The organism is Isoptericola cucumis (assembly GCF_014635665.1).
Lineage (GTDB): Bacteria > Actinomycetota > Actinomycetes > Actinomycetales > Cellulomonadaceae > Isoptericola > Isoptericola cucumis.
The window spans coordinates 15,016-33,118 of sequence record NZ_BMDG01000017.1 but is presented as its reverse complement, the minus strand read 5'-3'; the positions used below and the strand labels follow the sequence as shown (position 1 = coordinate 33,118).

Annotated in this window: 22 protein-coding genes; 7 read left to right on the top strand and 15 right to left on the bottom strand. The window is 70.9% G+C overall.

Features of this window, described 5'->3' with window-relative positions; translation table 11 throughout:
* Positions 1-53 precede the first annotated feature (53 nt).
* The 4 genes from IEW03_RS19355 to IEW03_RS19340 all read right to left on the bottom strand — a co-directional run bounded on the left by IEW03_RS19355 (position 54) and on the right by IEW03_RS19340 (position 3,664).
* Positions 54-1,019 (bottom strand): GNAT family N-acetyltransferase, encoded by a 966-nt coding sequence (locus tag IEW03_RS19355; protein ID WP_188525358.1) that lies wholly within the window; start codon positions 1,017-1,019, stop codon positions 54-56.
* Positions 1,016-1,714 carry a PIG-L deacetylase family protein gene (locus IEW03_RS19350; protein WP_188525357.1) on the bottom strand — a complete coding sequence of 233 codons (699 nt, stop codon included), beginning with the start codon at positions 1,712-1,714 and terminating at the stop codon, positions 1,016-1,018. Before IEW03_RS19350 ends, IEW03_RS19355 begins: the two co-directional genes overlap by 4 nt.
* On the bottom strand, positions 1,711-2,898 hold the full coding sequence (locus tag IEW03_RS19345; protein WP_188525356.1) for an exo-beta-N-acetylmuramidase NamZ family protein: 1,188 nt from the start codon (positions 2,896-2,898) through the stop codon (positions 1,711-1,713). The genes IEW03_RS19350 and IEW03_RS19345 overlap by 4 nt, the downstream gene beginning before the upstream one ends.
* 115 nt (positions 2,899-3,013) lie before the next feature.
* Complete coding sequence (locus tag IEW03_RS19340) at positions 3,014-3,664, bottom strand: GNAT family N-acetyltransferase (RefSeq protein WP_188525355.1); 651 nt, start codon at positions 3,662-3,664, stop codon at positions 3,014-3,016.
* Positions 3,665-3,834: 170 nt separating this feature from the next.
* Here IEW03_RS19340 and IEW03_RS19335 point away from each other — a divergent pair, with 170 nt between their 5' ends.
* From IEW03_RS19335 to IEW03_RS19325, 3 genes are all read left to right on the top strand, one after another.
* Complete coding sequence (locus IEW03_RS19335; RefSeq protein WP_188525354.1) at positions 3,835-4,188, top strand: iron chaperone; 354 nt, start codon at positions 3,835-3,837, stop codon at positions 4,186-4,188.
* A 249-nt stretch (positions 4,189-4,437) separates the two neighbouring features.
* Positions 4,438-4,689, top strand: a complete 252-nt coding sequence (locus tag IEW03_RS19330) for a helix-turn-helix domain-containing protein (protein WP_188525353.1) — start codon at positions 4,438-4,440, stop codon at positions 4,687-4,689.
* Complete coding sequence (locus IEW03_RS19325; RefSeq protein WP_188525352.1) at positions 4,689-5,978, top strand: tyrosine-type recombinase/integrase; 1,290 nt, start codon at positions 4,689-4,691, stop codon at positions 5,976-5,978. Before IEW03_RS19330 ends, IEW03_RS19325 begins: the two co-directional genes overlap by 1 nt.
* A gap of 120 nt (positions 5,979-6,098) precedes the next feature.
* Here IEW03_RS19325 and IEW03_RS19320 read toward each other — a convergent pair whose 3' ends face one another.
* The 5 genes from IEW03_RS19320 to IEW03_RS19300 all read right to left on the bottom strand — a co-directional run bounded on the left by IEW03_RS19320 (position 6,099) and on the right by IEW03_RS19300 (position 10,472).
* Positions 6,099-6,578, bottom strand: a complete 480-nt coding sequence (locus tag IEW03_RS19320) for an NAD(P)/FAD-dependent oxidoreductase (RefSeq protein WP_188525351.1) — start codon at positions 6,576-6,578, stop codon at positions 6,099-6,101.
* 193 nt (positions 6,579-6,771) lie between these two features.
* Entirely contained in the window at positions 6,772-7,275 is a 504-nt protein-coding gene (locus IEW03_RS19315) for a recombinase family protein (protein WP_229738444.1), read from the bottom strand.
* A gap of 100 nt (positions 7,276-7,375) precedes the next feature.
* Positions 7,376-8,242: a sulfite exporter TauE/SafE family protein gene (locus IEW03_RS19310; protein ID WP_188525350.1), complete on the bottom strand. Its 867-nt coding sequence runs from the start codon at positions 8,240-8,242 to the stop codon at positions 7,376-7,378.
* Positions 8,243-8,342: 100 nt separating this feature from the next.
* Complete coding sequence (locus IEW03_RS19305; protein ID WP_308808272.1) at positions 8,343-8,945, bottom strand: rhodanese-like domain-containing protein; 603 nt, start codon at positions 8,943-8,945, stop codon at positions 8,343-8,345.
* 111 nt (positions 8,946-9,056) lie between these two features.
* Positions 9,057-10,472, bottom strand: coding sequence for an MBL fold metallo-hydrolase (locus IEW03_RS19300; protein WP_188525349.1), 1,416 nt, complete (start codon positions 10,470-10,472; stop codon positions 9,057-9,059).
* 209 nt (positions 10,473-10,681) lie between these two features.
* Between IEW03_RS19300 and IEW03_RS19295 the strand changes: the two genes are divergently transcribed.
* The 4 genes from IEW03_RS19295 to IEW03_RS19280 all read left to right on the top strand — a co-directional run bounded on the left by IEW03_RS19295 (position 10,682) and on the right by IEW03_RS19280 (position 13,001).
* The gene (locus tag IEW03_RS19295; protein ID WP_188525348.1) at positions 10,682-12,022 is read left to right on the top strand and encodes an MFS transporter; all 1,341 of its coding nucleotides are present in this window, start codon (positions 10,682-10,684) and stop codon (positions 12,020-12,022) included.
* Between the two features lie 45 nt (positions 12,023-12,067).
* Positions 12,068-12,433, top strand: coding sequence for a thioredoxin family protein (locus tag IEW03_RS19290; protein WP_188525347.1), 366 nt, complete (start codon positions 12,068-12,070; stop codon positions 12,431-12,433).
* Between the two features lie 98 nt (positions 12,434-12,531).
* The gene (locus IEW03_RS19285; protein WP_188525346.1) at positions 12,532-12,807 is read left to right on the top strand and encodes a metal-sensitive transcriptional regulator; all 276 of its coding nucleotides are present in this window, start codon (positions 12,532-12,534) and stop codon (positions 12,805-12,807) included.
* A 29-nt stretch (positions 12,808-12,836) separates the two neighbouring features.
* Positions 12,837-13,001, top strand: coding sequence for a DUF8730 family Cys-rich protein (locus IEW03_RS19280; protein ID WP_188525345.1), 165 nt, complete (start codon positions 12,837-12,839; stop codon positions 12,999-13,001).
* A gap of 165 nt (positions 13,002-13,166) precedes the next feature.
* Here IEW03_RS19280 and IEW03_RS19275 read toward each other — a convergent pair whose 3' ends face one another.
* The 6 genes from IEW03_RS19275 to ccsB all read right to left on the bottom strand — a co-directional run bounded on the left by IEW03_RS19275 (position 13,167) and on the right by ccsB (position 17,931).
* On the bottom strand, positions 13,167-13,778 hold the full coding sequence (locus IEW03_RS19275) for a cadmium resistance transporter (RefSeq protein WP_188525344.1): 612 nt from the start codon (positions 13,776-13,778) through the stop codon (positions 13,167-13,169).
* On the bottom strand, positions 13,772-14,137 hold the full coding sequence (locus IEW03_RS19270) for an ArsR/SmtB family transcription factor (RefSeq protein WP_188525390.1): 366 nt from the start codon (positions 14,135-14,137) through the stop codon (positions 13,772-13,774). The genes IEW03_RS19275 and IEW03_RS19270 overlap by 7 nt, the downstream gene beginning before the upstream one ends.
* Positions 14,138-14,263: 126 nt before the next feature.
* Entirely contained in the window at positions 14,264-15,073 is an 810-nt protein-coding gene (locus IEW03_RS20525; protein WP_229738443.1) for a cytochrome c oxidase assembly protein, read from the bottom strand.
* 88 nt (positions 15,074-15,161) lie between these two features.
* Positions 15,162-16,271, bottom strand: coding sequence for a CopD family protein (locus IEW03_RS20520; RefSeq protein WP_229738442.1), 1,110 nt, complete (start codon positions 16,269-16,271; stop codon positions 15,162-15,164).
* A 35-nt stretch (positions 16,272-16,306) separates the two neighbouring features.
* Entirely contained in the window at positions 16,307-16,945 is a 639-nt protein-coding gene (locus tag IEW03_RS19260) for a copper resistance CopC family protein (RefSeq protein WP_188525343.1), read from the bottom strand.
* A gap of 83 nt (positions 16,946-17,028) precedes the next feature.
* The gene (gene ccsB / locus IEW03_RS19255) at positions 17,029-17,931 is read right to left on the bottom strand and encodes a c-type cytochrome biogenesis protein CcsB (RefSeq protein WP_308808269.1); all 903 of its coding nucleotides are present in this window, start codon (positions 17,929-17,931) and stop codon (positions 17,029-17,031) included.
* Positions 17,932-18,103 lie beyond the last annotated feature (172 nt).

Sequence of the window (18,103 nt, the reverse complement as noted above, 5' to 3'; positions counted from 1 at the left end):
GTGGGTTGCTCGTCGTGCCGGGCGGATGCCGCTGGCGGCTCCCGCGGGGAGGGTCAGGGGCGCGCGTCGAGCGGCGCGCGCATGACCTCGAAGCGCCGGACGACGTCGAACCCCGTGGACCGGTACAGGTGGCCGGCGGGGGAGTCCTCCCCGGTCCACAGGAACCAGGCGGAGTGCGCGCCCTCGGCCCGCATCCGCGTGAGGGTGAGGTGGAGCAGCGCACGGCCCAGGCCGGTCCCGCGACGGGACTCGTCGACGCCGATGGGCCCGAAGCGCTCGCGCAGGCCGCGGTAGGCGCCGTAGGTGGAGACGCCGACGACGTCGCCCGCGGGGTCCCGGGCGAGGAGCACCCGGCCGGGGCCCTGACCGTGCCGCAGGACGGAGTCACGGATCGCGAGCCCCCAGTCCGGCGCGAGCCGGCGGGACGCGAACTCGATGGCGTCCGGCAGATCGTCGTAGGTGGCCACCCCGAGGCGGTACCCCTCGTCGGTCCGGGCGCGCACCAGGTCCCGCACCGAGGCGGGCATGGCGTACGCGTCGAGGTCGAGCGTCATCGCGGCCGCGGTGTACCGCGTCGCGAAGCCGTGGGCGGCGAGCAGGGCGGCGGCCTCGGGATAGGTGTCGACGTCCAGGCCCGGCAGGAAGTAGGCCTGCGGGTATCCGGCGTAGGTGACCGACGTCGCGCCGCGTGCGGCGAGGTGCTCCGTCGCGCGCCTCAGCAGGCGCGTGCCGATGCCACGACGGCGATGGTCGGGGTGGACGCACCCGATGGTGAGGAAGCCCGCGGCCGGGTCGGCGGGGACGCCGCGGGCGGCGACCACCGCGTAGACGAAGCCGAGCCGCTGCCCGGTCTCCTGGTCCGCCGCCACGACGAGGCCGTCCGGGTCGAAGTTGACGTCGAGGAGCACGTTCTCCGCGAGCCACTCCTCGCTCACGACGTCGCGCGGCATGGCGACGGCCGTGAGCTCGGCGAGGGCCTCGAGGTCGCCGGGCCGGTGCCCCCGGTAGGTGACGGTCACGGGAGCCTCCGCAGCGCCGGGAGGTCGCCGCTCGAGAACGCGACGGCGTGCGGCACGCCCGCCAGGCAGCCTCGCGTGACCATCTGCGCCGAGTAGTAGTCGATGTAGCGGAACCCGTACGTCTCGCCCCGGGCGAACGCCTGGCCGCTGATCGCGTCCGTCCAGCGCGCCTGCGCCTCGGGCGAGATCTCGACGAAGGTGTCCGCCTCGAAGCCCGGGGCGTCCTCCCAGTTCTCGGTGTAGAGGAACCGCGCGACCCCGTGACGCGGGCGGTCATCCTCCCGGTGGCCCGGCAGGCCGGCCAGGAACCGTGCCCGCTCGGCGACCGTCGAGGCGTTGGTGTGGTCCGAGTGCATGCTGCGCGGCCAGTGGGCGAGCATCAGGTCGGGGCGCACGTCCCGCACCAGCATGGTGAGCCGGTCGGCGACGGCGTCGTCGGCGGGCAGGAAACCGTCGGAGAGGTCGTCGAAGACGACGACCCGGGCGCCGATGCCGTCGGCGAACGCCTCGGCCTCGGCGATCTTCTGCGCCTTGTAGCGCTCGGCGTCGAGGCGCGGGTGGCCGCGCTCGCCGGGGGTGAGAGCGACGAGCACGGACGTGCCGCCGTCGAGCACGTTCTGGGCGAGGACGGGGCCGGCCGCGAGGTCCATGTCGCCGATGTGGGCGCCGACGGCCAGGACTGTCTGGGGTGTCACGCAGGAACCTCCGCAGGGTGGTTCGGGTAGAGGACCGTGCCCGGCGGGATCGCGGGCGTGTCGGGCGCGGCCCGCAGGATCTCCGCGAGCGTGGCGCGGGAGTCGATGCCCTCGCGCAGCGACGGCGACCCCCACAGGAGGTCGACGAACGGGGGGCGGCCCTCGGACCGGTCGCGCCACAGGGCCCGGTCCGGGTAGAGGTCGGCGACGGTGCGCAGCAGGGCGAACCCCGTCGCGAGCGGGTCGAAGTCGCCCGAGTCCGTGAGGTGGAGCTGGACGCCGTGGACGGTCTCGCCGGCCCACGCGGAGAACATGGGGCGGAACACGGCCTCCCGCACTACGACGCCCGGCAGCTGCCGCTCGCGCAGCGCGGCCGCGAGCCGTCCGTCGGTCCAGCCCGCCCCGAGGAGCTCGAACGGGCGCGTGGTGCCGCGTCCTTCGGACAGCGTGGTGCCCTCGACGAGCCCGGTGGCGGGGTAGAGGACGGCGGAGTCGAGCGTGGGCAGGTTCGGGGACGGCATGACCCACGGCTCGTCGTCGGCTCGCCGGCCCCCGTCCCAGCCGTCGAGCTCGACGACGGCGAGGTCGGCGCCGCGCCCGGCGACGGCCGGCACGTGCACGGCGTTGAACCAGCGCGCCAGCTCGCCCAGCGTCAGCCCGTGCTGGAGCGGAACGGACTCCCGGCCCACGAAGCTCGCGCAGGCGGGGTCGAGTCCGGGCCCGGCCCGCCGGCGGCCGAGCGGGTTCGGCCGGTCCAGCACGGTGAGGCGCCGCCCGGTCCGGGCGGCGGCGCACAGCAGGTCGTACAGCGTCCACATGTAGGTGTAGAACCGGGTGCCGACGTCCTGGAGGTCGACGACGACGTGGTCGGCGCCGGACCGCCCGAGGAGCGCGTCGAGGTCGGCGCCGGCGACGCGGTAGGTGTCGAGCACGGGCAGGCGGGTGGGGGCGTCGACGCCGTCGCCGTCGCTGAGGCCCGCCTGGGCGGCGCCCCAGTACCCGTGCTCGGGAGTGAGCAGCGAGGTGACCGGGACGCCGGCGGCCAGGAGCGCGTCGACCCCGCGCTCGAGGTCCGCGGTGACGGCGGTGTAGTTCGCGCACAGTGCGACGGGTTCCTTGCCGAGCAGCCCGGGGTCGTCGACGACCCTGGTCAGTCCGGTCCGCGGCGGCGTTGCCGTGGTCACGAGTGACTCCTCTCACACCGGTGTGCCAATAAGTTACGAACAGATGCTTGTCCGCGTCAATAAATTTCGCGAACCGGTTCGATCGGGTGGCAGGCCGTGTGAGGAGGGGAGACGCTCAGCGACGGGGCAGGCGCATGCCCATCGTCAGGCCCCAGGGCTGGTGCTCCACGGTGCGGAAGCCCAGGTGCTCGTAGAACCCGATCGCACGCACGTTGCGCCCGCCGACGCCGAGGTGGATCCCCGGAGCGCCGGTGTCGCCGACGGCGTCCAGGACGGCCTCGAGCACGCGGCGGCCGCTGCCGCCCCCCTGCGCCTCGGGCAGCAGGTCGACGTGCAGGTGCGCGGGATACTGCGCCAACCACGCGGCGTCGGAGCGCGAGGGGGCGTGGATCGCGCGCACCAGGCGGGCGTCCGGCGACTCGTCTCCGGCGGCGGGCGGGGCGTAGCGGTCGCGCAGCGGGGGCCACCAGCTCTCCTCGCACCGGCGCTCGAAGTCGGGCGTGCTCGCGGTCGCCACGCAGTAGCCGACGGCGACGCCGTCCGAGCGACGCAGCACACGGGCCAGCTCGGGCTCCAGCGCCAGGTACGCGCCGAGGTAGAGGTGGCCGAGGAGGTCGCCGTCGGCGTAGACGGCGGAGGCGTCCTCGCCCGAGTCGCCGGTGCGCAGGCAGACGTCGTACAGGGCGTCGCGGTCGCCGGGCCGGTAGCGGTCCACCGTCAGCGTCGGTCGGGCGTCGTCGTGGTCGGGGCGTGGGTGCGAGGTCATGACCGCATCCTCCCGGACCGTGGCGCTCGAGCGCACCGCCAAGCCAGGAACCGCCCTCCGATCGATGACGCGGCAGAGGTGTCTCCGCGCAGCAGTCCCGGTCACGGGTGGGACTGACTAGGGTTGGTCAGCGAGCAGCCATGACGGGGGACCGGGAGCGAGGCACGGCCATGACGACAGACGACCACGACGCCTACATCGCTGCGGCACCGGAGAAGTTCCAGCCCGCGCTGAACCGTCTGCGCACCCTTCTTGCCCGCGCCCTGCCGGAGGCGGACGAGATCGTGGCGTACCACATGCCGGGGTTCGCGATCGGCGGCTCGGTGGTCGCGAGCTACGCGGCCTTCAGCAAGCAGTGCGGGCTGTACGTCCTCCCCGGCGCCGTCTCCGGGCACGCCGACGAGATCGCCGCCGCGGGGCTCAAGGCCACCAAGACCGGCATCACCTTCACGCCGAGCAGGCCGATCCCGGACGACCTCGTCGTGCGGCTGGCGCAAGCGTCGCGAGAGGGCGCCCCGACCTGACGACCCAGCCTGTCCCGGCCAGCCACGCGGTGGCCGCCGGCGCGCCGCTGCTCGGTGCGACCACCCGGGCGCTCACACGGAAAAGTACTTCGTTCTCGGGTATCGGGCAGGTGACCTGCGCGGACGTCGTCCGCGAGGCCAGGACGGCTCACCATGCGCACGAATTGCAGGCGCCGCGTCGGACGGCTGGCGCCGCGTGGATGCGGCTCTCTCCCTGTCCGGCAGGTGTGCGGCGCACACCTGCGGGGCATGAAGACGACGACGCACACCACGCACACGACGCCCCAGCACACGGCGCCCCAGCACACGACGCTACCGGCGACGGGGTACTTCACCCCGGAGCAGGCTGCCGAGACGCTCGGGGTCTCGGTACACACCCTGGAGAAGTGGCGACGCGCCGGGTTCGAGGGCATCGGCCCGCGCTACCGGCTCCACGGCAGGCACGTGCTGTACGACCCGCGCGACCTCCTCGCGTGGAGTGAGTCGAGGGTGGTGGCCTGATGGCTCGTGCCCGGCTCGGCCTCGGGGAGGCCGGCGACATCAACACCAAGCGGATCGACGGCACGAACCGGTGGCGCGCACGCGTGCGCTACCGCGACGCGCTCGGGGCATACCACTGGGCCTCCGCCGTCGGGCCCACGAAGACCAAAGCCACCAGCGACCTGCGAGACAAGCTCGACACGCTCACCGGGACCGCGCAGATCGCATCCGTGACGACTGTCGGCGAACTGTGCGAAAGGTGGCTCGACCGAGCGCTCGCCGAGTCGAGCGCGTACTGGACCCGCTCGGACGCGGCCGAGCGCCGGGGAAGCAAGCCCCCGAGACCCCAGTCAATGGTGCACTCGGTGCGCGCGGTGCGGAACATCCGCGCGCGCCCGGGTGGTATCGGCGACCTCAGGCTCAACGAGGCGACGACCCTGGCGCTGGAGACCTGGTTGTTCGAACAGGCGGAGGAGTCCCGCGGGCGCGCCGCCGAGATCCGCATCGTGTTGCGCAAGGCGTTCCACGGTGCCGTCCGGCTCGGGCTCCTGGTCACCGACCCGATGGCGGGAGTCGACTCGATCAACCGCACCGACCCTCGGCCGATCGTGCTCAAGCCCGAGGAACTGCGGGCGATCCGCAGCATCCTCACGACGTCGCCGAACATGCAGGCAGCGCACACGACGGTGCGAAACCTCGACGCTTTGATCGTGATCCTGCTCGGCACCGGGATGCGTGTGGGGGAGGCCGGCGCGCTGCGCTGGAGCGACCTCGACCTTGACGGCCATGACCCGACGGTCACGATCTCCGGCACCCAGGTAGAGCTCAAAGGGAAGGGCGTGCTGCGCCAGGACGTGCCGAAGACCGAGTCAAGCAACCGGACGCTCCTCTTGCCGCCGTCCGTGGTCGACGCGATCGAGGGGATCCGGCCAGCGTGGTGGAAGCCGACGGACTGGGTGTTCCCCACCCGCAACGGCACGCCGTGGAACACCGGCAACGCCGCCAAGGTCCTCGACCGGGTGGTCGAGCTCTCCGGCGGGGCGTTGCAGAAGCACCGTGTGAGCTTCCACAAGCTCCGGTCGACTGCCGCGACGGCGATCGACGAGGAGCACGGGCAAGAGATCGCCGGCCTCGTGCTCGGGCACAAGCTCACCGGCATCACACGGACGCACTACATCGCGCGCGCCCCGATGGCGCCGGACGTGCGACACACTCTCGAGCGCCTCGTCCGGTCCTCCCTCGGCACCGCTCGAGTAGGCGAGCAGGAGACGAGGAAGCCCGCGAAAGGACAGCACCTGCGCGCCGTCTGACCTGATGTCACGGTTCTCGTTGATCGGCGTCGGCGGCAGCCTGCCGACGCCTGGTCATCGATGGGATACCCGACCACGATCAGCGAGCAACCGTGAAGGAGGCCAGCAGATCGAGGCTCATCATTCAGAGGAGAGACGGGCCGCGAGGCGTCGTGCGTCGCGGTCGACGAAGCCGAGCAGCGCAGAGCCGCGGTCGCGTTGCCAGGAGCGCCCGATGGCGTAAAGCCCCGCGACGGGGGTCGTACCGTCGTCGACGATGAGGGCGCCGGCTTCGTCGAGGGCACCAGGGATGGTGATCCAGGTGTCGTCGTTGAGGTATCCGGTGGCCCACACGACGGCGGTGGGCTGGACGGTGTGCCGGTCGACGAACCCGACGGTGTCGCCGGCGACGCCCTCTGCGCGGGGGTGGAAGGTCACGCCCGCGGCACGCAGGGCACGACGCGGAGTGCCGATGACTGGTTCGTTCGCGCGCAGGCGATGCCCGACGCGCGAGGCAACCGGGGCGTCGATGGCGCGGGAGGTGGTCAGCCACCAGAACAGGTCACGGCCGAGCGGTCGTTGTGGCAGCTCGCGCAGCCTCGCACCCTCTGCCAGGTGCACGGGGCGCCTGGTCTGGGCGAGCTCGACCGCGATCTGCCGACCGGAGTTTGCGCCACCGACGACGAGTACCGGGCCCGGCGGGAGCATGTCCGACTGGTAGAGGTGCGTGCTCGTGAGGTGCGAGTTCCTGGGCGCTCGGGCGCTTCGCGACCGACTGAGCCGGCGACCGGTGTTCCCGGCTGAAGGTAGACCTTCACCCAAGCTCGGCGAGGTGCCGACGGGCTGTGGAGACCGACACTCCGAGCGCCCGCGCGACGGACGCAATGGATTGGCCACCCGCGACCGATGCCCGCGCAGTAGCGAGCCGTTCCGGTGACATGACGGTCGGACGTCCGCCGATCCGTCCGCGTGAACGCGCGGCCGCTAGGCCGTCGAGGGTGCGTTCGCGGATCAGATCGGCCTCCATCTGGGCGAGCGCGGCGAGCATGTGCACCATGAACCGGCCGGCCGACGTGCTCGTATCTATCTGCTCGGACAGAGAGCGCAGAGCAACGTCGCGGCGCTCGAGCTCGTCGACCACGCGCACCAGGTGGGACACTCTTCGTCCGGGGCGGTCGAGTTTGGTCACAACGACGGCGTCAGCCATTTCGATGTCGGCCAGGAGAGCGGCCAGGACCGGTCGGTCGTCCCGCCGACCCGACGCCGTCTCGACCCCGCAGGTGCCGGACGTCGACTCCGGCGGCCAGCAGCGCGTCACGTTGCGCGTCGAGTGTCCGCCGCCGAGGACCCGGTATGGGCCTGTTCGGTATCGGCACCTGGGTGCGGGCTGCACGCGAATTTTGAGGTTCGCCGGTGATTCACTTCGCAGCGACTGGCAGGGGGCACCGGTCCCCTGCCAGTCGACAAGCGGCCACGGCGGTCACGGCGAGCACGATAATGGCCGCAACCGTCGTACCAGCCGGTGACGGCAGTTCCTGGTAGAGGACGAATGCGCCCATGAGGAGCACGAAGTAGCCGAATCCCTTGCGAAGGGCTGCCTCGGGGACGCGTGAGGTCAGGCGAGCGCCGAGGATGGAGCCGACGATCGCGGCGGCGGTCACTGCGGCGACCAGGGGCCAGTCCATGCTGACGGTCGTCAGGTAGCCGCCGAAGCCGGCGAAGGACTTCATCGCGATCACGAGCAGGGACGTGCCGACCGCCACGGGCATGGGCAAGCCGCCGAGCAGGGCGAGTGCAGGCACGACGAGGAATCCGCCGCCTGCTCCGACCAGGCCGGTGACAAGTCCGACCACGAGGCCGTCGAGCAAAACCCGCCCGAGCGGGAGCTCCCGGTTGCCGTCGGCGTGGTGGGTGGTGCGGGCCTTGCGGCCGCGGATCATGGCCAGGGCGGTGGCGACCATCATGATCGCGAAGGCGATCATCAGGACGGTCCCGGGGATGTGGCCGCCGGCGAGACCTCCCAGGAAGGCTCCGGTCATGCCGGCCGCGCCGAAGATCAGTCCTGTGCGCCAGCGCACGTTGCCCTGACGGGCATGCATGACGGTGCTGACGATCGACGTGGTTCCGACCACGAACAGGGAGGCTGCGATGGCCTCCTTGGGGTCCAGTCCCGCGACGTAGGTGAGCAGTGGGACGGTCAGGATGGAGCCACCTCCGCCGAGAAGCCCGAGGGACACGCCAACGACGACGGCGAGTGCCATGACGATGACAAGGTGGATTTCCATGAGTGCCTCTTAGTCGTTCGTTGGAGCAGCCGGAGTAGGCCGGCACCGAGCTGGGATGGGGTTGTCGCGGCTCGGTACCGGCCGTCGACGTCGTGAGCAGTCAGGCTCGGGACGTCTGGGTCGCGCGCGGGATGCTCCGGATCGCGCTGTCGAGGGTGGGGTTCGCGGTCGTCTTGTTCCACGGCATCTTCGACAGGACCGCTGCCATGGCGCAGGAGTTGGTCAGTGCCGAGTAGGTGAGGCCGGCGCCGATGGCTGCCGAGAGGTATCCGAGCCCGGGGGTGACGAGCTTGCTGCCGACGAATCCGAGGAGGACGAGGGAGCCGGCGGTCATGCGGACCTGGCGGTCCATGGCCCAGCGTTGCGCGCCGCGGACTACCGCGCCGCCGGCCGCCTCATAGGCGGAGATTCCGCCCGACAGGATGGCTGCGCTGTCCAGGCCAACGGCGGCGAGACGCTTGCGAGCGTCCTCGGCGCGGACGCCTGACTGGCACACCAGTACGACGTGTCCCTGCAGTCGCTCTGCCAGGTCGTGGGTGTGCTCGGAGAGCAGCGGCAGGGGGACGTTGTAGGACCCTCGAATGTGGGCCGACTCGAACTCGGCGGCGGACCGCACGTCGATGATCGTCAGGGCATCGTCTTCGGCGATGCGCTCCTTCAGCTCCGAGGCGGCGAGGGTAGAGGGCCTGGTGATCGTTTCCAAGACTGTTTGTCCTTTCGTAGACGGGTACGCAAGGGTCGGCCCCGGCCGTGCCGGCGGTGAGAACTGATCGCCGACAAGTGAGACCGGGGCCTCGCCGTGTGAGGGCTGGAACTACTTCGTGGGGGCGGGAGCGTTCGCGCGGTCCTGGTCCCAGGTCCTCCAGCCGGCGTAGCTGCCGTCGAGCTCGACGACGTTGAACCCGCGGCGCCGCAGAGCGCTTGCAGCCACGGAGTTGCGGACTCCGGACTGGCAGTAGGTGACGATAGTGCCGTCGGCGGGCAGCTGGTCGGTGTGCCAGAGCACTCGGCCGGCGCTGAGCTGCTGCGAACCGGGGATGGTCCCGGCGGCGTGCTCGGTCTTGTTGCGTACGTCGAGCAGCAGCACCTTGTCGAACGAATCGAGGTCGGCCGGGGCGAGCGTTGGCGGCGTCACCGTCGGGAGCCCGTCGAGGGTAGTGACGTAACCGCTGAAGTGGTCGATGCCGACACGGACCAGGTGGTCACGCAGCTCCTGCGCGACCTGACCGTCCGGGGCCAGGAGGACCAATGGCGTGGTCTCGGCCTCAGGGTCGTAGGCCCATGCGCCGAAGCTGGCGGCCTTGGCCGGGCCCGGGATGTTCAGCGCGGCGGGCACGGTCTCGCCGTGCACCTCGCGGTGCGAGCGGGTGTCCACGAACACCACGTCCTGCGCGGCAAGAGCCTGGGCGACCTGCCCGGGCTCGAGCTCGGTTAGCGGCTCGAGCTCGCCGAGGAGGGTCGGGCCCTCCTTGTTCTGCCGCTTCATCCGGGCGAAGTACGCGTGGGCGTCGGGCTGGCCGTCGAGCAGCTCGGTGACGAAGCCCTGCTCGTCGTCGTTCTGCAGGAACGGCGCCCACCATGCGTACCTGCGCTCATAGCCCACGGTGGTCGAGGGCAGGGCGCCCAGCGCCTTCCCGCACGCGCTGCCCGACCCGTGCGCCGGGTAGACCTGCACGTGGTCTGGCTGAGCCAGGAAGACGTCCTTCAGGCTGCGGAACAGCTGGCGGGCACCCTCGAACCGGGTGTCGACACCGCCGGCTGCCTCGTCGAGCAGGTCCGGGCGACCCAGGTCACCCGCGAAGACGAAGTCGCCGGACAGCATGTAACCGGGCTCGTCGCTGAAGGCGCCGTCGGTCACCATGAAGGTCAGGTGCTCAGGGGTATGCCCGGGGGAGTGCCGGGCCCGGACCGCGATGTTGCCGATCGTGATGGCGTCGCCGTCGTGCAGCCGGGTCGCCTCGAAGCCGTACTGCCAGTCCTCGCCGCCCTCGCCGGAGACGTAGATCTCGGCGTCGACGGCGGCGGCCAGTTCCCGCGTCCCGGAGAGGTAGTCGGCGTGGATGTGCGTCTCGGTCACGGCGACGATGCGCATCCCGTGCCGGCGAGCGAGGTCGAGGTACCCAGTGATGTCGCGGCGGGCGTCGACGACGACCGCCTCGCCCTTCGCCTGGCAGCCGATGAAGTAGCTGGCCTGGGCGAGGTCCTCGTCGTAAATGCGTTCGAGAAGCATTGCATCTCTCCCAATCGGGGTCGGTGTGCCAGACGAGCGTGGCACATACCCCCGGGAGTATCCAAATCGACCGTTCGCCGACGCGGAGGGCTCGCACACCGGCCCCGGCAGGCGCGAAGACGGCCAGGGAGACGTACACCCCGGGGGGTATAGGATGCCCGCATGGCTCCGCACGACTTGCCGACCGACACACGCCAGAAAACCGGGCGATGACTCACGTCACCGCAGGCCCGCGGCTAGGCATCCGCGCGAACCTCGGCCAGTTCAGCCTCCTCGTGGTGGTCAACGCCTTGGTCGGTGGGGTGCTCGGGCAGGAGCGCACGGTGTTGCCGCTGCTCGCCGACCAGACCTACCACCTGAGCGGCTACACCTTCCTGCTGACGTACGTCCTGGCCTTCGGCGCCACCAAGGCGGCCGCGAACTATTTCGCCGGCACCTGGTCGGACCGGTTCGGCCGCAAGCCCGTCCTACTCGCCGGGTGGCTCGTCGCGATCCCGATCCCGCTGATGCTGATCTGGGCACCGTCATGGGGCTGGATCGTCGCCGCGAACGTCCTGCTCGGAATCAACCAGGGACTGACCTGGTCCACGACCGTGATCATGAAGATCGACCTCGCCGGCCCTGGCCGCCGCGGCCTGGCAATGGGGCTGAACGAAGCCGCCGGCTACCTGGCCGTCGCGTTCACCGCGGTGACCACCGGCTACCTCGCCACCGACTACGGGCTGCGGCCGGCACCGTTCCTGCTGGGGGCGGCCTATGTCGCGCTGGCACTCGGCCTGTCCGGGCTCGTGGTCCGCGAGACGCGCGAACACGCCCGCCTGGAAGCCGCCCGACACACGTCCCGCAGCGACGGCACAGACCACAACCTGCACGCGGAGTTGACCAACCGGCAGGTCTTCGTCCAGACGAGCTTTCGCGAGCCCGCGCTGTCGGCGGCAAGCCAGGCCGGGATGGTCAACAACCTCAACGACGGCCTGGCCTGGGGCCTGTTTCCGATCCTGTTCGCCGCCGCCGGGCTCTCGGTAGCGAGAATCGGCGTCCTGGCCGCCGTCTATCCCGCAGTGTGGGGGCTGAGCCAGCTCGTCACCGGGCCGCTGTCGGACCGGCTGGGCCGCAAGCCCTTCATCACCGCGGGCATGCTTGTCCAGGCCGTCGCCCTCGCCTTGGTGGTCTCCGCGGACACCTTCGCTCCCTGGGTGGTGGCCGCCGCCCTGCTCGGTGTCGGGACGGCGATGGTCTATCCGACCCTGCTCGCTGCGATCGGCGACGTCGCCCATCCCGCGTGGCGCGCCCGCGCGGTCGGCGTATACCGGCTATGGCGCGACGGCGGCTTCGCCATCGGCGCCGTCCTCGCCGGCGTCATCGCCGACCTGTGGGGACTCCGCTCGGCGGTCTGGGTCGTCGCCGGCCTGACAGCGGTCTCCGGCATCGTCGTCGCGCTCAGGATGTACGAGACACACTCCAGAGCCAACTGCCCGCCCACCACAAGGACGCGCAAGGAAGGCCCCGGCACTCGGGCCCGCCAAGCAGTCCCCTCGGTTCGCCTGTGATGCGGATCATGTTCGAGGAAACCCCTGGGGGTATATGGTAGTGGCATGGCCACGCGCGAGATCACGCTCGACAACCTCGAGGAGACCATCTCCGGCAACGACATCGTGTTGCTGGACTTCTGGGCCGAGTGGTGCGGCCCGTGCCGGTCGTTTGCGCCGGTCTTCGAGGCCGCCTCCGAGAATCATCCTGACATCGTGTTCGGCAAGGTCGACACCGAAGCCCAGCAGCAGTTGGCCGCGGCGTTCAACATCACGTCTATCCCCACACTGATGGCATTCCGGGAGAGGGTCATCACCTTTGACCAGCCCGGGGCGTTGGCGGCCCCGCAGCTGGAGCAGGTGATCGAGGCCGTTAAGGACCTGGACATGGAGAAGGTCCGCGAGCAGATCGCCGATCAGCAGGCGACGTGAAAGGGCGAGAGCCGCACGAGCGCCGTTTGAGATGCTCACCCTGCTCGCCGGCGCTTGACCGCGACCGCTTACCCCATCCCCGAGGAGACTCCGATCCCATGACCCCCGACGTCGAAGCACAGCGCAAGATCGTCAACCGGCTGCGCCGCGCACGCGGTCAGCTTGACGCAGTCATCAACGCCGTCGAGACCGGCGGGAAGTGCCGTGACGTGGTCACGCAGCTGGCTGCCGTGTCCAGCGCACTCGACCGGGCGGGGTTCGCCATCGTCTCCACGGCGATGCGCGACTGCGCCGTCGACCCTGATGGCACCTCCGAGAACGAGGACGGCCTGACCACCGCAGAGCTCGAGAAGCTCTTCCTCATGCTCGCCTGAGCACCACCGCACCAGCTAGGAGAACTCGCGTGTGCTACCCCGCCACCTGCAAGACCTGCGGCAAGACGACTTGGGCCGGCTGCGGCCAGCACATCGCCGACGTCAGGCGCGTCGTCGCCGCCAACAAGTGGTGCCCAGGCCACGAGGACGCAGCGCCGTCGCGCGGCTTCCTCAGCAGGCTCTTCGGCCGCTGACAGAGGCAACACGACAGGCCTGGTACTTGCTCTGTTCCACCCCTTTGCGCGTCCGCGGCCGAGCCGCCAAACCGAACCAGGTGTGGCAGGCCCATCCGGGCTGCGCGGTAAGGGCCCAACAAGGCGCCGGTCACGCTCTCGTGGCCGGCGCCTTGCCGTCTCGGGTTACAGCAGCGAGGCGATGTGGCCCAGGGTGCCGGACTCGATGAGGATGAACACGCCGAGGCCGATGAACACCACGGGCACGAGCCAGTGCTCGACCTTCTCCAGCGCCTCGGTGACCTTCTCGTTCGTCCCGATCGCGCGGGCGAGCAGGCACCACCCGGCGAGCAGGACAAGGAACACCGCGATCGTGACCAGTGCGTCCGTGGTCGACATGGTGCGGAACACCGGGGTGTAGATCGCGATGTTGTCCCCGCCGTTGGCGATCGTGATGCCGGCGACGCCGAGCAGCCCCACCGCCTTCAGCGCGGACTCGGCCTCGTCGTCGTCATCCTTGCCGCGCAGGGTGCGCACTAGGCCGAGCACACCGATGGCCAGCGGGATCAGGCCGAGCAGGCCGACCCATTCGTCCGGCACGATCGTCAGGCCCAGGGCGGCCAGGAAGCTGACCGCGATCAGGGTGATGAGGCCGAGGTACTGGCCCGCGACGATCTGCCACCCGCGTAGCTGCGAGGTGCCCCGCGCCGCGACGGCGAACAGGACGGTCAGCACCACGATGTCGTCGAGGTTGGTCGCGACGAACAACCCGGCCGCGGCCGCGATCGTGCTCAGCACGCCGACACCTGCCCGTCGACCCCGTACGTCGGGCACAGCGCGACGGCGCTGCCCGTCGCAGCGAGCAGTGTTTCGGCTGCCGCGAGCATGTCCAGCAGCTCGGGGCGGGCCAGGGAGTAGTACACCCGCCGGCCCTCCATCCGCCCCTCGACCAGGCCGCAGTCCTTCAGGCACGCCACGTGCGAAGACACCGTCGACTGCGCCAGGCCCAACTCGCGGGTCAGCTCCGCGACCCTCGCTTCCCCGACCGCGAGCCGGCGCACGATGGCCAGCCGTGCGGGGTCGCCCAACGAGCGGAACAACGCGACTGCCGGCTCGACGTCCGCTGTACTGGCGGTGCACACCTCAAGACTTATGATCGACACTCGTCGATGATAGCCGATGATCGTCGATCATTGGTCGCCGGCGATGGTGCGCGTCTGCGTGGCCCCCATCGCCTTGCTTCGGGCGGACCGCCAGCTGTCGCTTGGGCTTCGGCCGGTCCTCTACTTCTCTGTCGGGCGGTCGTCGTGCTCGGCCATCTTGGCGAGCATGGCGTTGTACTCGGTGAGCTCGGCGTCGCCGTCGCGGTCGGCCTTGCGGTCCCGGCGGCGCGCCTCTCGCTCGTCGGAGGTGGTCCACTGCACCGCGACGGCGACGGCGATGGCGAGCGCGAGCGTCGGGAGCTCGCCGATGCCCCAGGCGACGCCGCCGCCGCGCTGCTGGTCGTCGATGGCGGGCAGGCCCCAGGGGCGGCCCATGTTGCCGAACCAGTCGGCCACGAGCAGCGACTCGCCGGTGGTGAGCACCACGCCGAAGAACGCGTGGAACGCCATCGTCGCGAAGAGCAGCAGCAACCGCTGCGGGTAGCCCGGTCTCTTGGGGCCGGGGTCGATGCCCACCAGGGCGTTGGCGAACAGGTACCCCACCAGCGTGAAGTGCACGATCATCCACACGTGCCCGGCGTGGTTGCGCAGCGCGAACTCGAACGCGGGCGTGTAGTAGAAGGCGATCATGCCGCCGGCGAAGAGCACGGCGGCCACCACCGGGCGGGCGAGGAACTGGCCGAACCGGGAGTGCACCAGGCCGAGCACCCATTCGCGCGGCCCGCGCGATCCGTCCTTGCGGGCGGGGATGGCGCGCAGCAGCAGCGTGACGGGCGCGGCCAGGACGAGGAACAGCGGCACCAGCATCGCGAGCGTCATGTGCTGCACCATGTGGCCGCTGAAGATCACCTGTCCGTACACGGCCGGGCCGCCGCTGGTCACCCAGAACATCACGACCATGCCCAGGCACCACGACACCGTGCGCCCCACGGGCCACCTGTCCCCGCGACGCGCCAGTCTCCAGGCCCGGCGGAGGTAGACGACGACGCCCGCAATGCACGCGAACGCCAGCAGAGGTTCAAAGCTCCACTCGGTGAACCAGCGCGCCATGGTCGGCTCGGGGGGCAGCGCCTCGCCGGTGAGCTGGTAGGCGGGCGAGACGTCGACGGGTACCTCGTCGGGCTCCGGCGGCGCGGTCGCGCCGAGCGCCACGGCGACGCCGGAGACGGCGCCGATGACCAGCAGCTCGACGGCCAGCAGGCGCCAGGCGCCGCACGGCGGAGACGCCCGACGTCTTGCCCAGTCGGTCGACGACCCACATGCGGTGGGCGAATCCGAGGCCGCCGAGCGCGACCATGAGCACGACCTTGACCAACATCAAGGTCCCGTACGGGGTGAGCAGGTCGCCGACCGACGCCATCCGGATCCAGGCGTTCAAGACGCCCGAGATCCCCACGGCGGCGAAGCACCACCCCGCGACCGGCGAGAAGCGCGCGACCGCGGCAGCCGCCACCCGGCCGTCGTCACGCTGTTCACCCCGGGTGAGTACGACGACGAGCAGCGAGCCCAGGCCGCCCACCCACACGGCCGCGCCGACCAGGTGCAGCAGCATGGCGCCGACGGCCAGCTCGTGGTCGGCCGCACCGGCGGCGTGCCCGGTGGTGGACTGGGCCGCGAGGGCAGCCAGGGGCAACAGCGTCGTCCACATCGCCCCGACAGGCCCGCCGAGGGCCATCGCGAGAGCGGAGGTCACCGCGGCGACCATGATGATCGCCAGGTAGAGCCTGCCGAGCTCGAGCTCGGTGACGAACTGCGCCAAGCCTTGGCCGAACGCGGGTGAGGCGGGCGACGTACCGGACACGTTGGCGTACCGCAGCACGAGCTGGGCGACAGCGGCGACGGCCCACACGGCCGACGCGGAGCCGGCGGTCGCGAGCAGGCGCGACTGCGCGCGCCCCGGCGGGACCAGGCACGCGGCGACGACCAGTGAACCCAACGTGACCGACAGGGACAGCTCGGTGACGACGGTGGCCACGGGCAGACCGTGCCGCACCAGGGCTCCCGGGTCGGAGAACCCGCTCAGGGCCTGGGACGCGCCGGAGTAGGCGCCGCCCGCCAGCACGGCCAGGACGGCGACGAGAACAGCGGCGGGCCCGGCGGCGATCAGCCACCACGGCCGCGGCGGCATGCTCGGGATCCCGGACGGCCGCGAGGATCGTCCTGTCATGTGCCTGCGGGGTCGTTGCGCTGCGCCTTGCGGCGCTTCTCGATGAGCCAGATCGCGGCGATGGCAAGAAGCAGGACGGCGATGATCCCGGCGAACCACCACAGGACCGTGGACGAGACCTGACCATCGTCCGTGGACGGCTGGTCGACGGCGAGCGCGGTGCTCGCCGGCTCGGGCGCCTGTTCCGCGGAGGGGGTGGCGCTCGGCGCGGGTGCGGCGGCCTTGGTGTCCGAAGGGCTCGGGGACGGGTCGGGGACATCGAGCGTGAAGGAGAAGCTGCCGTCGATCGGGTGGCCGTCGGACGACACGACACGCCAGGTGACGTCGTAATCGCCCGACGCGAGGTCCGACGGGAGCGGAGTGGTGACCTCCGAACCACTGACTCCTACGGATCCGGTCGGGACCTGCTTGCCGCCGGAGTTGGTGACCACGATCTCCACGCCGGTGAGGATGAGGTCCGCGCTGAACGTGAGCTCGACCGCTGCGGGCACCTCGGTGGCGACCTGGCCGTCGGCGGGCTTGGAGGACAGGAGCTCGTCGTGGGCGCTGGCCGCGGGTGCGGTGGCGAGCATCGCCAGGGTGGCGGTGCCGAGTGCGGTGAGCGCGGCGAGGGCGCGGCGGACGGGGCGTGTCACAGGGGCATCTCCTTGGTGGTGGCTGTGGACGGGGGTGGTGTCCGAAGGCGGGATTGCTGACGTGGTGCGGGATCGGTGATCGGTCATCCGGTGGTCAGGCCCGAGTAGGAGTGCTTGCCGTTGATGATCAGGTTCACCACGGTGAAGTTGAAGATCACGCACGTGTAGCCGACCAGGACGAGGTAGGCGGAACGCCGTCCGGCCCAGCCCCGGGTCATGCGGGCGTGCAGGTAGGCGGCGTAGATGACCCAGATGACGAAGGTCCAGACCTCCTTGGGGTCCCATCCCCAGTAGCGACCCCAGGCGTCTTCGGCCCAGATGGCACCGCCGATCAGGGTGAAGGTCCACCCGATGAAGCCGATGGCGTTGAGCCGGAACGACAGGCCCTCAAGCGCGGCGGGCTCGGGCAGGTGGTTCAGCCAGCCCCATCCGCGCCCGGAGAGCGCCCTCGTGCCGTGCTGCTGGGAGTCACGCAGGAGCTGCAGGCAGGACAGGACGAAGCTGACGGTGAAGATCCCGGCCGAACCCACGGCGATGCCCACGTGGATGACGAGCCAGTAGGACTGCAGGGCGGGAAAAAGCCCGGTTGCGGGGACGTAGAACACGTTGAGCGCGAGCACCACAAACAGTGCCGCGATGCCGGTGACGAAGGTCCCGAGGAACCGCAGGTCCCGGCGCAGGTTGAGCAGGAGGAAGACGATCAGGGCGGTAGCGGCGCCGACAAGCGTGAACTCGTACATGTTCGACCACGGGGTCCTGCCGGCGGCGATTCCCCGCAGGACGATCGCGGCCACGAGCATCACGGTGGCGAGCCAGGTGGTGGCCATCCCGGCGCCGGCGGCCCGCCGTGGCCGGGTCACGGTCCCGGGTGAGGTCGCCGCAGGTGGTCCGGTGCGGTCGTCCGCACGGCGGGCGAGATCGGCCGCGAAGGCGACCATGGCGGTGGCCAGGGCCGTCGCGGCGCCCCAGGCGAACAAGGCGCTCAAGTCGGAGGGAGACACGGGATTCCTCTCCGCGGCACGACCGAACCGCCGACGGCTGGCGCCGGGGTCGCGGGGCCGCGACGATCGGCCCGGCAACATCCGAGATCTCGTCACGCGCCAGAGCGAGACGCGCGAGAGCAAGATGGATCAGGGTGCCGAGCGAGGAAGGGGCAAG

Coding starts and splice junctions, on each gene's coding strand:
- IEW03_RS19340 (WP_188525355.1), bottom strand. CDS start 3,664: ATGACCTCGCACCCACGCCCCGACCACGACGACGCCCGACCGACGCTG.
- IEW03_RS19335 (WP_188525354.1), top strand. CDS start 3,835: ATGACGACAGACGACCACGACGCCTACATCGCTGCGGCACCGGAGAAG.
- IEW03_RS19330 (WP_188525353.1), top strand. CDS start 4,438: ATGAAGACGACGACGCACACCACGCACACGACGCCCCAGCACACGGCG.
- IEW03_RS19325 (WP_188525352.1), top strand. CDS start 4,689: ATGGCTCGTGCCCGGCTCGGCCTCGGGGAGGCCGGCGACATCAACACC.
- IEW03_RS19310 (WP_188525350.1), bottom strand. CDS start 8,242: ATGGAAATCCACCTTGTCATCGTCATGGCACTCGCCGTCGTCGTTGGC.
- IEW03_RS19300 (WP_188525349.1), bottom strand. CDS start 10,472: ATGCTTCTCGAACGCATTTACGACGAGGACCTCGCCCAGGCCAGCTAC.
- IEW03_RS19295 (WP_188525348.1), top strand. CDS start 10,682: ATGACTCACGTCACCGCAGGCCCGCGGCTAGGCATCCGCGCGAACCTC.
- IEW03_RS19290 (WP_188525347.1), top strand. CDS start 12,068: ATGGCCACGCGCGAGATCACGCTCGACAACCTCGAGGAGACCATCTCC.
- IEW03_RS19285 (WP_188525346.1), top strand. CDS start 12,532: ATGACCCCCGACGTCGAAGCACAGCGCAAGATCGTCAACCGGCTGCGC.
- IEW03_RS20520 (WP_229738442.1), bottom strand. CDS start 16,271: ATGCCGCCGCGGCCGTGGTGGCTGATCGCCGCCGGGCCCGCCGCTGTT.